The sequence below is a fragment of the Bartonella sp. WD12.1 genome (assembly GCF_002022415.1).
Taxonomy (GTDB): domain Bacteria; phylum Pseudomonadota; class Alphaproteobacteria; order Rhizobiales; family Rhizobiaceae; genus Bartonella.
In genome coordinates, this window is the sequence record NZ_MUBG01000001.1 from 451,392 (window position 1) to 465,452 (window position 14,061).

Annotated in this window: 11 protein-coding genes, 4 tRNA genes and 1 pseudogene; 14 read left to right on the forward strand and 2 right to left on the reverse strand. The window is 37.1% G+C overall.

The window, feature by feature from the left end:
- Positions 1 to 154 precede the first annotated feature (154 nt).
- Positions 155 to 2,578 carry an endopeptidase La gene (gene lon / locus BWD121_RS01730; RefSeq protein WP_078663130.1) on the forward strand — a complete coding sequence of 808 codons (2,424 nt, stop codon included), beginning with the start codon at positions 155 to 157 and terminating at the stop codon, positions 2,576 to 2,578.
- A 233-nt stretch (positions 2,579 to 2,811) separates the two neighbouring features.
- Positions 2,812 to 3,090 carry an HU family DNA-binding protein gene (locus tag BWD121_RS01735; protein ID WP_078663131.1) on the forward strand — a complete coding sequence of 93 codons (279 nt, stop codon included), beginning with the start codon at positions 2,812 to 2,814 and terminating at the stop codon, positions 3,088 to 3,090.
- A gap of 458 nt (positions 3,091 to 3,548) precedes the next feature.
- Here BWD121_RS01735 and trmFO read toward each other — a convergent pair.
- Positions 3,549 to 4,949 (reverse strand): annotated as a pseudogene (gene trmFO, locus BWD121_RS01740) (methylenetetrahydrofolate--tRNA-(uracil(54)-C(5))-methyltransferase (FADH(2)-oxidizing) TrmFO).
- A 176-nt stretch (positions 4,950 to 5,125) separates the two neighbouring features.
- Here trmFO and BWD121_RS01745 point away from each other — a divergent pair.
- The 7 genes from BWD121_RS01745 to BWD121_RS01775 all read left to right on the forward strand — a co-directional run bounded on the left by BWD121_RS01745 (position 5,126) and on the right by BWD121_RS01775 (position 10,946).
- Positions 5,126 to 5,208 (forward strand) — tRNA-Leu (locus tag BWD121_RS01745).
- 132 nt (positions 5,209 to 5,340) lie between these two features.
- Positions 5,341 to 6,768 (forward strand): trigger factor, encoded by a 1,428-nt coding sequence (gene tig / locus BWD121_RS01750; protein ID WP_078663132.1) that lies wholly within the window; start codon positions 5,341 to 5,343, stop codon positions 6,766 to 6,768.
- Between the two features lie 121 nt (positions 6,769 to 6,889).
- Complete coding sequence (gatB, locus tag BWD121_RS01755) at positions 6,890 to 8,389, forward strand: Asp-tRNA(Asn)/Glu-tRNA(Gln) amidotransferase subunit GatB (RefSeq protein WP_078663133.1); 1,500 nt, start codon at positions 6,890 to 6,892, stop codon at positions 8,387 to 8,389.
- A 187-nt stretch (positions 8,390 to 8,576) separates the two neighbouring features.
- Entirely contained in the window at positions 8,577 to 8,972 is a 396-nt protein-coding gene (locus BWD121_RS01760) for an NADH:ubiquinone oxidoreductase subunit NDUFA12 (RefSeq protein WP_078663134.1), read from the forward strand.
- An 83-nt stretch (positions 8,973 to 9,055) separates the two neighbouring features.
- Positions 9,056 to 9,481 (forward strand): DUF2155 domain-containing protein, encoded by a 426-nt coding sequence (locus BWD121_RS01765; RefSeq protein WP_078663135.1) that lies wholly within the window; start codon positions 9,056 to 9,058, stop codon positions 9,479 to 9,481.
- 103 nt (positions 9,482 to 9,584) lie between these two features.
- On the forward strand, positions 9,585 to 10,088 hold the full coding sequence (locus BWD121_RS01770) for a hypothetical protein (RefSeq protein WP_078663136.1): 504 nt from the start codon (positions 9,585 to 9,587) through the stop codon (positions 10,086 to 10,088).
- 120 nt (positions 10,089 to 10,208) lie between these two features.
- A complete protein-coding gene (locus tag BWD121_RS01775) occupies positions 10,209 to 10,946 on the forward strand; it encodes a rhomboid family intramembrane serine protease (protein WP_078663137.1) in 738 nt (245 codons plus the stop codon).
- Here BWD121_RS01775 and BWD121_RS01780 read toward each other — a convergent pair.
- A complete protein-coding gene (locus tag BWD121_RS01780) occupies positions 10,936 to 11,766 on the reverse strand; it encodes an RNA methyltransferase (protein WP_078663138.1) in 831 nt (276 codons plus the stop codon). The genes BWD121_RS01775 and BWD121_RS01780 overlap by 11 nt on opposite strands.
- A 203-nt stretch (positions 11,767 to 11,969) precedes the next feature.
- Here BWD121_RS01780 and BWD121_RS01785 point away from each other — a divergent pair.
- The 5 genes from BWD121_RS01785 to secE all read left to right on the forward strand — a co-directional run bounded on the left by BWD121_RS01785 (position 11,970) and on the right by secE (position 14,061).
- Positions 11,970 to 12,053 (forward strand) — tRNA-Tyr (locus BWD121_RS01785).
- A 26-nt stretch (positions 12,054 to 12,079) separates the two neighbouring features.
- A tRNA-Gly gene (locus tag BWD121_RS01790) sits at positions 12,080 to 12,153 on the forward strand.
- Between the two features lie 174 nt (positions 12,154 to 12,327).
- A complete protein-coding gene (tuf, locus tag BWD121_RS01795; protein WP_078663139.1) occupies positions 12,328 to 13,503 on the forward strand; it encodes an elongation factor Tu in 1,176 nt (391 codons plus the stop codon).
- A 47-nt stretch (positions 13,504 to 13,550) separates the two neighbouring features.
- Positions 13,551 to 13,626 (forward strand) — tRNA-Trp (locus BWD121_RS01800).
- Between the two features lie 219 nt (positions 13,627 to 13,845).
- Positions 13,846 to 14,061 (forward strand): preprotein translocase subunit SecE, encoded by a 216-nt coding sequence (gene secE, locus BWD121_RS01805; RefSeq protein ID WP_078663140.1) that lies wholly within the window; start codon positions 13,846 to 13,848, stop codon positions 14,059 to 14,061.

The window sequence follows — 14,061 nt, forward strand, 5'->3', positions numbered from 1 at the left end:
AATGAGTACTATTTTAAGTGGATCTTCTGAAGTATTATAGCGTAATGCTTGATTTATTTATTCGTAATTACTACTTCATTTATTATAGAGAAGCTGCTATTTTCTAGAGATAAGCTTATGTGGGGGTGAATTATAGGCTCCAGAAAGGAAAAATATGCAACATATTGATGAAAAGACAAAAAAGGTAACAAAAGAACTTTACGCTGTTTTACCGCTTCGTGATATTGTTGTTTTTCCACATATGATTGTTCCGCTTTTTGTTGGTCGAGAGAAATCAATTCACGCTCTTGAAGAAACGATGATAGTAGATAAGCAGATATTATTAGCCACACAAAAAAATGCTTCTGACGATGATCCAAAATCAGAAGATATTTATGATATTGGTACTTTTGCCAATGTTCTTCAACTTTTAAAACTTCCTGATGGAACTGTAAAAGTTTTGGTTGAGGGGACTGCGCGTGCGAAAATTAATCAATTTACTGAAAATGAAAATTATCATCAAGCTTATGCAACTATTATAGAAGAGTCTGAAGAGAATGAGGTTGAGATTGAAGCTCTTTCTCGATCAGTGGTTGTTTATTTTGAAAATTATGTAAAACTTAATAAAAAAATTTCTCCTGAAGTTGTAAGTGCTATCAGCCAGATTGATGATCCTTCTAAGCTTGCTGATACTATTGCTTCACATTTGGTGATAAAACTTTCAGAAAAACAAGAAATTTTGGCATTGTTATCTGTTCGTGATCGTCTTGAACGTATACTTTTCTTCATGGAAGGGGAAATTTCTGTTTTACAAGTTGAGAAACGTATTCGTTCACATGTCAAACGGCAGATGGAAAAAACTCAACGGGAATATTATCTCAATGAGCAAATGAAAGCTATTCAGAAAGAACTGGGAGCGGGTGATGATAGCCGTGATGAGTTATCTGAATTAGAAGATCGTATTAAAAAGACAAAGCTTTCAAAAGAGGCACGTGCAAAGGCTGGTGCAGAGCTCAGAAAACTACGTAATATGTCTCCTATGTCTGCGGAAGCAACAGTTGTACGTAACTATCTTGATTGGCTTTTAACTATACCTTGGGGCAAGAAGTCGAAGATTAAAAATGATTTGAATTTTGCTGAAAAAGTCATGGACAATGAGCATTTTGGTCTTGAGAAAATTAAAGAACGAATTGTTGAATATTTAGCAGTACAAAGTCGATCAGCCAAAATAAAAGGTCCTATTATTTGTCTTTTGGGTCCTCCTGGTGTTGGAAAGACATCACTTGCACGTTCCATTGCAAAGGCAACAGGCCGTGAATATGTCCGCATCTCATTAGGAGGTGTTCGGGATGAGGCAGAAATTCGCGGGCATCGCCGAACTTATATTGGTTCCATGCCTGGAAAAGTTATTCAATCTATGAAAAAGTCTAAAAAGACTAATCCTCTTTTTTTGCTTGATGAAATTGATAAGATGGGGCAAGATTTCCGTGGAGATCCCGCTTCAGCTTTATTGGAAGTACTTGATCCTGAGCAGAATAGTACATTTATTGATCATTATTTAGAAGTGGAATATGATCTTTCTGATGTGATGTTTATTGCAACTGCAAATACGCTTAATATTCCAGGGCCGCTAATGGATCGGATGGAGATTATTCGTATTGCTGGTTATACTGAATGTGAAAAGGTAGAGATTGTTAAGCGACACCTCTTGCCAAAGGCATTGAAAGATCATTCTTTATCTAAAAAAGAGTTTAGTGTTTCTGATGGTGCTATAAAATCGGTTATCCAGTTTTACACACGTGAAGCCGGTGTTCGTAACCTTGAGCGTGAATTAATGAAGATGGCGCGTAAATCGGTTACAAAAATTCTTAAAACGAATCAAAAATCTATAGAAATTACAGAAGATAATATTAATGATTTTTTGGGAACGAAGCGTTATCGCTTTGGTCAGATTGAGGGTGAAAATCAAATTGGTGTTGTTACTGGACTTGCGTGGACCGAAGTTGGTGGAGAGCTGTTGACTATTGAAGGTGTTATGATGCCAGGTAAAGGCAAAATGACTGTTACTGGGAATTTGCGAGATATCATGAAAGAATCAATTTCTGCGGCAGCATCTTATGTGCGTTTCCGTGCCGTTGATTTTGGTATCGAGCCACCTCTTTTTGATAAGCGTGATATCCATGTTCATGTTCCAGAAGGTGCTACGCCAAAAGATGGTCCATCGGCTGGAATTGCGATGGTAACGGCAATTGTTTCAGTATTGACAGAGATCCCTGTTCATAAGGACATTGCTATGACTGGTGAGATTACCTTACGTGGGCGCGTTTTGCCGATTGGTGGATTGAAAGAGAAATTACTTGCGGCTCTTCGAGGAGGTATTAAAAAGGTACTTATTCCTGAGGAAAATGCAAAAGATTTGATTGATATTCCTGATGACGTCAAAAATAATATGGAGATTATTCCAGTAAGTCATGTGAGTGAAGTTCTTAAACACGCTTTGGTTCGTTTTCCTGAAGCAATTGAATGGACAGAGCCTTCTACAGTGTCTACATCTATCAGAACGGAAAGCGATAATGAAGGGGTACCGGTAGCGCACTGATTCTTATTTTGTTTTATAATTTGTAAATTTTAAAGACCGTGAAGTCCATTTTTAGGGTTACTACTTTATTTATTTTAGAAAAAAAATGAAAAATTCCGTGAATAACTGTGATTAATGCTAAAAAACAATATTTTCAAAGAAAATAAAACTTCTGTTTGCTGCGCTTTTCAATAAACTTATTGAAGATCGGGTGAATTATATTGTCCGACTAATATAGGGAAAGGAAATATTCAATGAATAAAAGTGAATTGGTTAATTCTATTGCTGAAAAAGCAGGTGTTTCAAAAGCACAGGCTGGTTCAATTCTTGATGCTTTTATCGCTTCTGTAACAGAAGCTTTAGCTTCAGGAGGTGATGTTCGTCTTCCAGGTTTTGGTTCTTTTGAAGTTTCTAAACGTGCTGCTACAAAAGGGCGTAACCCTTCAACAGGTGCTGAAATTCATATTCCAGCGCGCTCTGTACCTAAATTTTCCGCAGGTAAAAGCCTTAAAGAGGCCGTTAATAAAAAATAATTGAGCTACATGAAAAAACCCGATTTATGTATAATCGGGTTTTTTTAGTACTTTTGCATGACTTTGCAGAAGCAAGGGCGGTTTATATTATTATTAGGGCTATTTATTAAAAAGGTCCTTTTAAATATTGAGATGGGGTAATAGCTGTATATTCAAAAATATATTTACCTTATATTTTAAATAAAGCGCTCGATTACAAGTTATATATCTATTATGAATAATAGTTGATAATTCAAGTTGTGTTAATAATTATCATGAGTTTATTCATACAAGCGATCTATTGAAGTACTGAAATATTAGATTATAGGCAGATCTAGAATAGCTTTTTAACTCTATTTAATACTGCAATGTATTGAATGACCCGCTGTTTTAAGGTTAATTAAAGTTTGTTTAATGGGCTAAAGACAGAAGTAATGAGTGCTTTACTAAGATTAAAAAGATAATGATTAGTTTAGAGATTATTTTGATTCTTCATGTGTTAACCACTGAATACAATCATTTAAGGCTCGTGTAATTATAGCTTGTTTTTTCGCTAGTTTTTTTTCTTTGCTAGATAAACGTTTTTCTAAGTGATGAACGCAGTCAATAGGTGGAAAAAGACCAAAATTGATATTCATTGGCTGGAAAGATTGTTTTCCTGTTTCTTGAGTCGCAATGTGTCCACCAGTAATATGGTTTAAAAGAGCTCCAAATGCTGTAGTTTTTGGTGGTAAAGAAGGACAGGTATTCTTATATTCAGCAACGGCAAAACGCCCAGCTAAAAGTCCAATTGCAGATGATTCTACGTAACCTTCACAACCTGTGATTTGTCCAGCAAAACGTAATTGAGGCCTTTGTTTTAAACGAAGACTTTTATCAAGAATGATTGGTGAATTGAGATAAGTATTGCGGTGCAGACCACCAAGGCGTGTGAATTCTGCTTTTTCAAGTCCAGGTATTGTCCTGAAAATACGAATTTGTTCACCATATTTTAGTTTTGTTTGAAAACCAACCATATTGTAAAGAGTTCCAAGTGTGTTGTCTTGACGTAATTGAACAACAGCATAGGGTTTAACTGTAGGATTATGAGCGTTCGTTAGTCCTATAGGTTTCATGGGCCCATATCTGAGGGTTTCAAGGCCACGTTCAGCCATCACTTCAATTGGTAGGCATCCATCAAAATAGGGTGTCTTTTCAAATTGACGAAATTCTATTTTTTCTGCACTTTTCAGTGTTTGAACAAATGTTTCATATTGTTTTCTATTAAGGGGGCAGTTAAGGTAATCTTTTTCAGTTTTTTCAGGGCCGATTTTGTCATAGCGAGATTGATGTCAACAGATGTCCATATTAATGCTATCAGTATAAATGATAGGTGCAATAGCATCAAAAAAAGAAAGTGCTTCTGTTCCTGTTATTGCTTGTATTGTTTGTGCAAGTGCTGGTGAAGTAAGGGGACCTGTTGCAATAATAATATTATGCCAGTTTTCAGGAAGGTTATGAATTTCTTCGCGTTCTATAGTTATAAGGGGATGATTTTCAAGCGCTTCTGTAACAGTTTGGGAAAATCCATCACGGTCAACAGCAAGAGCACTTCCTGCTGGCACTTTATTAGCATCTGCAGCCGTCATAATTAGGGATTTGGCTAATCGCATTTCAGCATGTAAAAGACCAACGGCATTTGTGGATGAATCATCTGAACGAAATGAGTTTGAACAGACAAGTTCTGCAAGTTTATCTGTTTTATGAGCATCGGATTTTCTTTTTGGTCGCATTTCATGTAAAATGACAGGGATTCCTGATTGGGCAATTTGCCAACTTGCCTCACTGCCAGCAAGGCCACCACCGATGATATGAATTGGAATGTTAAATTTATTTGACATAATCTCCTTTTAATGGAAGTAGTGCTATCTGAAAAGCATAGATTTTACTTCTGTAATTTATAAGAAGTATATATATTTGAGTTTTTAATGTATTTACTTTCTTTTTTGCTTTAATTGGTTGGGATTGAGTGGTATAGAAGCGCCGCTTATATGAGGTTATTGGTTGACGGGTTTAAGCGGATGTGGCGAAATTGGTAGACGCACCAGATTTAGGTTCTGGCGGGAGACCGTGGGGGTTCGAGTCCCTCCATCCGCACCAAAATAATCCTTACGTACCACGGGTTTTTGCATATGTGAAAATCCGCTTCATGTAGATCTAACACTACAGTGTTGGGGTGTAATTGTTACCGGAGTGGATTTATCCATTCCTCAGAAATATGAAAGTTGTTCGATGCAAGTTACCGAAACGCTTAATGAAGGACTGAAGCGCGAAATTAAAATCGTAGTTCCAGCAAAAGATTTAGAAATAAAATTGAATGAACGGTTGGATGAAACCAAAGATAGGATTAAACTTAATGGTTTTCGTCCCGGTAAAGTGCCCGCTAGTCATTTGCGGAAAATGTATGGTAAATCTTTTATGGCTGATGTTCTTAATGAGATTATTAAGAATGCTCCAAGCTCCATTTTGGCTGACCGCAATGAACGTTCTGCAACACAGCCGCACATTGATATAAAAGAGGATAAAGAAGTTCTGGATGGCAAGGCTGATTTTGTTTTTAATTTGAAGTATGAAGTTTTACCAAAGTTTGATATTAAAGACTTTAAGAACATAAAGGTTATCCGTGAGCTTGCAGATATTCCCGAGAAGGAGATTGATGAACAGGTAAAGAATGTTCTTTCTTCTACTCGTAATTATTCTGAAAAAAATGCTCCTGCTGTAGAAGGTGATCGCGTTACAATCGATTATATTGGTAAACTTGATAATGTTCCATTTGATAATGGAGCAGGTAATGATGCGCAATTGATTCTTGGTTCGAAACAATTTATTCCTGGTTTTGAGGAGCAATTAGTTGGTGTAAAGGCGGGCGATACAACAACAATTTCTGTTAAATTTCCTGATGATTATAGTGTTGCGCATTTAGCTGGTAGAGATGCTGTGTTTGATATTACTGTTAAAGCTGTATTCAAACCAGATGAATTGCAGGTTAATGATGAATCAGCCAAAAAACTTGGTGTAGAGTCTCTTGATCGTTTACGTGAAATTGTGCGTGGACAAATTGAGAGTAAATATGGCTTAATGACACGTCAAAAAATTAAGCGTCAGATTCTTGATGCACTAGATGCTGATTATAATTTTGAAATTCCTAAATGCCTTTTGGAAGTTGAATTTAATAATATATGGGGTCAGGTTAATAACGATTTACAAAAAGCTGGTAGCAGTTTTGAAGATGAGGGTACTACAGAAGAACAAGCACGGCAAGAATATCATATGCTTGCTCAGCGTCGTGTTCGTCTTGGTCTAGTACTTTCTGAGATTGGGGTGCGAGCCGATGTTAAAGTAAGCGAAGATGAGTTACAAGCAGCAATCTTTGATCAGGTTCGTCAATATCCTGGGCAAGAGAAAGAAATTATGAATTTTTTCCGGAATACACCGGAAGCTGTAGCGAGCCTACGTGCACCGATTTTTGAAGAAAAAGTCATTGATTATTTGTTGGCACAGATAAAAATCACAGATAAAAAAGTGACTGTTGAGGAGTTAATGAAAGAGGATGACGAATTAGATTTAACTAAGAAGAGTGTAACTAAGAAAAAATCCGCAGTGAAAGAAAAAGGTGTAAAAAAAGTTTCCGCTAAAAAGAAAGCACCTAAAAAGGATTAATTGTATATAATAAAAGTAGTCTAATCAAACTAGGATTTTATTAGACTTATATTCTTAAGTTTGCACTTATGATAATTTTAACCGGCTTGAATGTATTTTCAATATTGATAGTGGATTAGCAATGGAAATCGTTGATACTCGTACCCCTGATCCTAGGCGTTTTATTTCCGGAGCTACAGGCGATTGGGAAGTTATCATTGGCATGGAGGTCCATGCGCAGATTATATCAGATTCAAAACTTTTTTCGGGTGCATCAACTAAATTTGGTGCGGAGCCAAACAATCATGTGTCGTTTATTGATGCGGCTATGCCTGGTATGTTGCCTGTTATTAATCAAGAATGTGTTCGTCAAGCTATTCGGACTGGTTTGGGATTAAAGGCTAAAATTAATTTAAAATCTGTTTTTGATCGTAAAAACTATTTTTATCCGGACTTGCCGCAAGGCTATCAAATTTCGCAATTTCAGTATCCGATTGTAGGGGAGGGGAAAGTTGTTATCTCTGTTGGGCCGGATTCAAATGGTCAATTTGAAGATATTGAAATTGGAATTGAGAGGTTGCATCTTGAACAGGATGCAGGCAAATCTATGCATGATCAGCATCCAACAATGTCTTTTGTGGATCTTAATCGCTCTGGTGTAGCTCTTATGGAAATTGTTTCCAAACCAGATATGCGTTCATCAGATGAGGCCAAAGCCTATATGACGAAATTACGCACTATTGTTCGTTATTTGGGTACTTGTGATGGTAATATGGATGAGGGCTCTATGCGTGCGGATGTGAATGTATCAGTTCGTCGTCCTGGTGAGGCTTTTGGAACTCGTTGTGAAATTAAAAATGTTAATTCCATTCGCTTTATTGGTCAGGCAATTGAATATGAAGCACGTCGTCAGATTGCGATTTTAGAAGATGGTGGTGTGATAGATCAGGAAACTCGACTGTTTGATGCCACTAAAGGTGAAACACGATCTATGCGTTTAAAGGAAGAGGCGCATGATTATCGTTATTTTCCTGATCCTGATCTTTTGCCATTGGAGTTTGATCAGGCATTTGTAGATGCTTTAGCTTCAGAATTACCGGAATTTCCTGATGATATAAAACTACGCTTTATTAATGAGATGGGGTTGACTGCATATGACGCATCCATTCTTGTAACAGAAAAAGCAATTGCTGATTATTTTGAAAAAGTAGCGCGTGGACGTGATGGAAAAATAGTTGCCAATTGGGTGATTAATGACCTTTTAGGTGCTTTGAATAAAGATAATCGTGAAATTGAAGATACACCAGTTACTCCAGATCAATTAGGGGCGATTATTGATCTTATTAAAGAGGGGGTTATTTCTGGAAAAATTGCCAAAGATTTATTTGAGATTATCTGGAATGAAGGTGGAGATCCACGTAAAATTGTAGAAGAGCGTGGCATGAAACAAATGACGGATACAGAAGTTATTAAGGGCGTTGTTGATGAAATTATTGCCAATAACTCTGATAAGGTTGCTCAAGCAAGAGAAAAGCCTGCTTTAGTTGGTTGGTTTGTTGGACAAGTTATGAAAGCAACAGGAGGCAAGGCAAATCCTCAGGCTGTCAATGAATTGGTTAAAACAAAACTAAAAATAGATTAGATATTATAGGGTGGAGGAAAGTTTATCGATATGATATTTATTTGTAATATGAAATAAGAGTTCGTTTTTCAAAAGGGGGTATGATTGAGTTTTATGATAGTTTTTTTGTTTTTTGGTAATTTCAGGTATCGTAACAATTTATTCTAAGGAGTAAGGTTATAGGTGTGCTAAAGAAGTGGAATCGGAAATGGCTGGTTTTTTAAAACAAACCTTTACATGGTGGAATGGTAATACTATCAACACACGTTTTTTTACGTGGCTCAAAGGTAAGCGTGTAGGGGAAGATCAGTTAGGAAATGTTTATTATGAAGGTGGTTACCATAAGGATGGTTATCCACGCCGTTGGGTGATTTATAAAGATTATTCTGAAGCTTCTAGCATTCCTCCAGGTTGGCATGGTTGGATTCATCATCGTTGTAACACACCACCTACGGAAGAAAATTATCAATCGCGTGAGTGGGAAAAGCCTCATATTTCAAATATGACAGGGACAAGTAAAGCATATCGGCCAAAAGGTTCTATTGTCTATAATGATGAACATATTGTTCGTAAGGATTATCATGCATGGTCACCTAAAAAATGAAGTATTTTTTTGTATGGTATGTTGTTTTTTAAATGTTGCACTATCTTATAGGTAGTTTTGTTAAATGCAGTTGATTTAGTTTGATGAAGTTTTTCCTACAGTTAGAAGTAAGACGTTTTTTTTGTGTTTATTTAATAGGAATTATAGTAATTTTGTTCTCCGTTAAGGATATGCAAGCTGAACGTGTTAGCAATGCAGTTGTTGTTTTTGCAGGTCTTGATAAGATTACTGGCCGGACTATTCGTTTTGAAGTCTCTATTGGTCAAGTTTATCAATATGGTGCTTTACGAGTAACACCACGGGTATGCTATACAAGTTCCGAAGGTGAGTCAACCCGTACTAATGGTTTTGTTGAAGTAGATGAAATAACATTGAACAAAGAAACGCGACGTATTTTTACAGGATGGATGTTTGCAGATAGTCCTGGTTTGAACGCTGTAGAGCATCCTATTTATGATATATGGTTAAAAGATTGCAAGCAGAGTTCTGATATTCTTTCAATTCAATAATTTAAAGAGTTTCTTTGTTTTTTAGTGGGTGTTTTATATAAGCTTGGCGCAAGAATAGTTTTTTAAACTATAATAATCAGATTGTGAAATTAAAGGTTCTCTCATGCTTTCGTCCTTGCGTTTAACAAGCAGATTATTTACTTTCGTATTTATAATTGTGTTAGCTGGGTGTCAGTTTTCAAGTCAGCCAACTACCAAGCATAATGATTATACGCGGGTTACAGAGATCAGTTCTGAAGTTTTTTATTATACCGATAATCCTTTAATTCTACTTGAAATGCGAGCTAAATGGATAAGCAATCAAGGTTATGTTGTTGATATCGTAACAACTTCGGTTGCTTTAGATAATCTTAATTTAAATTTAGTATGGTCTCAAAATCGCAATTATAGGTATGTTTCAGGTGGAAAATCGGCACTAGTATGCGTTGTTGGTTGTACGGTGTCTGAAAAGGGACGTTTATTTATTCCTGAAGATGAATTCCGTACATATGCACATACAGGCTTCGCATTTAAATTGATAGGACGTAGCAATTCTGTAGATGGTTTTCTTAATGCACGTGCGTTTCAGCGTGTTTTATATAAGATGCAAATATTACCACGTAGATAATATTTTGTATTTAAAATGTGCATTGGAAGAATACAAAGATTAGTTTTTCATTTATAATAGTTTATATATTCGGGTTTTGCAAAGTACTGTTGATACATAAATCAGATGGGGATTTAAAAAATGTGGAGTTTTGTTTCTCAACATAATGACTCTCCGTTATTATCAAAACAACTTAAAGAACCATTGTTCAATGTTCCATTTATTATAATTGTTTTGATAGTATTTTGTTTTTTAGGTTATATTATTCCTCAATATTTCCTTTCTGATCAGTTATATATTAGAAGTCTTATTCTTTTTTCATTTATACCGGTTTTTTTTCAAACTGAACCTTTAATGTTTTGCTACACCATTGTTAGTTACTCATTTATGCATGGCAGTTTTGGACATATTGCTATGAATATGGTTTGGCTCTTAGTTTTTGGATCTCCTTTAGCAAAGCATTTTGGTAATTTACGTTTTTTATTTTTTTGGGCGTTAACAGCAGGTATTTCTGCGTTAACCTATTTTATTTTTCATCAAGATAATATGATACCGCTTGTTGGAGCGTCTGGCGCAATTTCTGGAATGATGGGAGCTATTGCGCGTTATGGTTTTTTTGCTGTTTTTAATTCCAATATGCACAATGAGAGATTTTTAGGTCCTGTCTGGCCTATCAAGAAAGCACTTCGTTCAAAGACTGTTCTTGTTTATATTGGTATGTGGCTTATAATTAATTGTCTCACAGGTATATTTCCATATCTATTTGGAGACAGTGATATTTTAATAGCATGGGAAGCTCATGTTGGTGGACTTATTTCAGGTTTTATATTGATTAGTTTTTTTAATAGCCCACGGAAAAAGTCAAAAATTAATATTTAAGATAATTATGAACCGCATAAAGTGCTATTGCTGCTGCATTCGAGACATTTAATGATTTAATATCTCCAGGTATATTAAGGCGTGCTAATGAATGAACAGTTTCGCGTGTTTTTTGGCGCAAACCTTTGCCTTCTGCACCTAGGATAAGAGCAATTTTTTTACCTGTTAATGCTGTTTCTAAAGGTAGTTCACCTTCTGAATCAAGTCCAAGGCTATTAAAACCGGCTTGATGAATCTCTTTAAGTGCTTCAGCAAGGTTTCGTACGGTGATGTAATCGATAAGCTCTAAAGCTCCAGAAGCTGCTTTGGCAAGCACACCGCTTTCTTGTGGTGAATGACGATAGGTGGTGATAATTGCTCCAGCTTTAAATGCAACTGCAGAACGCATAATAGCGCCAACATTATGTGGATCGGTAATTTGATCCATTACAATGATAAGGTTAGTATTTGTAAGTTCAGATAAATGTCGTGGTTTAAGAGCTTCAGTTTCTAAGACAACACCTTGATGAACTGCGTCTTTTCCAACAAGTGCGTCAAGTTTTTTAGGTGGGTATAGTTTTAAAGGGCAAGGTAAGTCTGATTCGGTTATATTTAATCGTTTTAAGGCATTGGGTGTAGCATAGAGATGATTGAAAACTCTCTTGGGATTTTTAAGTGCTTCTTTAACTGAATGAATACCATAAAGGTAAACTGCACCTCGTATTAATGGAGCAGATCGGTGTTTTAGATGTGTTGAAGGCACACGAGTGACGCTTTTTATATCGCGATATTGGCGACGAAGATGACGAGAATAAGAATTTTTAGAGATTTTTTCTTTCATATTTTTCTTATAGCGTGTTCAAAGTAAATGTAATAGAAAAACATAAAGTTTAAAAATTTAATAGGAAATTTGTACAGAACCATATTTATTTTGTTGACAGATACGCTAGTAATCGTCATAACCGCCCCGCGGCCAGTTTAAATTGAACAAAAGAAAATTGGTTGCTATAATGCCTTATCGCGCAACTTTACCGATGATGGAATGGAGGGGTGCCCGAGTGGTTAAAGGGGGCGGACTGTAAATCCGTTGCGTATGCTACGTTGGTTCGAATCCAACCCCCTCCACCATTCATTGCAGTAAAGTCGGTGCATGGGCGGGTATAGCTCAATGGTAGAGCAGCAGCCTTCCAAGCTGAATATGCGGGTTCGATTCCCGCTACCCGCTCCAAATAGTTGTTAGTGGTTAGGCGAATGACTATGATGGGAGTATGCTTTCATCATAATAAATGAGACGGATATTTTCGTCTTAGAGTTGTAGTAATCGACTTGATATATCAGGTCGATGGGATTCACTTCTAAAGGCCTGTTTTTCAGGTACGGAAAAGACAAGAGAACGACGGCGATGGCAAAGAGCAAATTTGAACGTACGAAGCCGCATGTTAATATAGGAACGATAGGTCACGTTGACCATGGGAAGACGTCATTGACAGCAGCGATTACGAAATATTTTGGTGAATTTAAAGCGTATGATCAAATTGATGCGGCGCCTGAGGAGCGTGCCCGTGGAATTACCATTTCAACAGCGCATGTTGAGTATGAAACAGAGCAACGTCACTATGCGCATGTTGATTGTCCGGGCCACGCAGATTATGTGAAGAACATGATCACAGGTGCAGCGCAAATGGACGGTGCGATTTTGGTTGTTTCAGCAGCTGATGGACCGATGCCTCAGACACGTGAGCATATTTTGCTAGCACGTCAGGTTGGTGTTCCTGCGATTGTAGTTTTTTTGAATAAGGTTGATCAGGTTGATGATGCTGAGCTTTTAGAGCTTGTTGAGCTTGAAGTTCGGGAGCTTCTTTCGAAATATGACTTCCCTGGTGATGATATACCGATAGTTAAGGGTTCTGCATTAGCAGCTCTTGAGGATTCAGATAAAAGTATAGGTGAAGAAGCGGTTCGTCGTTTGATGAGTGAGGTTGATAATTATATCCCAACGCCTGAGCGTCCGGTTGATCAGCCATTTTTGATGCCTATAGAGGATGTTTTTTCGATCTCTGGGCGTGGAACGGTTGTAACGGGTCGTGTTGAGCGTGGAATTATTAAAGTTGGTGAAGAAATCGAGATTATAGGTATTCGTCCGACTTCTAAGACGACGGTTACAGGTGTTGAAATGTTCCGTAAGCTTTTAGATCAAGGTCAGGCAGGTGATAATATTGGTGCATTGCTTCGTGGTATTGATCGTGAAGGGATTGAGCGTGGACAAGTTTTGGCAAAGCCTGGTTCTGTTACGCCGCATACCAAGTTTAAAGCAGAGGCTTATATTTTGACGAAAGATGAGGGGGGTCGTCATACCCCGTTTTTCACGAATTATCGTCCACAGTTTTATTTCCGCACCACGGATGTGACAGGAATTGTTACACTTCCAGAAGGTACGGAAATGGTTATGCCGGGTGATAATGTTGCAATGGATGTTTCTTTAATTGTTCCGATTGCAATGGAAGAAAAGCTTCGTTTCGCTATCCGTGAAGGAGGGCGTACTGTCGGAGCTGGTATCGTTTCTAAGATTATTGAATAATATCAATAAATTGTGAGAAGGCTTTGAAGAAAGGGGCTTCAAAGATTAGGGGTATAGCTCAGTTGGTAGAGCAGCGGTCTCCAAAACCGCAGGTCGCGGGTTCGAATCCTGCTGCCCCTGCCATGTAGTCTATAGTTTTTAATCATATTATTAGTGAAGGAGGTCTTTTTGAACTTCCTTCTTGCTTTTTTTTATACAGGACTTGTTTTTTTGTGTATGAATCGGTATTGAGTAAATAAAATGAGGATAACCGCGTAAAATTGATTATGGCTTTTTAGGTTTTTATTATATGTATTTTGTTGTGTGGTTTACGGTAAGTTTAGAAAGAATGTAGTGTAACTTATGGCATCTAGAACCAATCCCATTACTTTTTTAAAGCAGGTTTTTACGGAAACGGCTAAAGTAAAGTGGCCTACGCGGCGTGAAACAGTAGTCTCTACTGTTATGGTATTGGTGTTAGCGGCATTTGCTTCGATTTTCTTTTTTGTTGTGGATCAGGTTATAAATTTTGGTGTGTGGCAAGGTATTGATCTCCTAAAGTACCTTTTTGGTCGATAG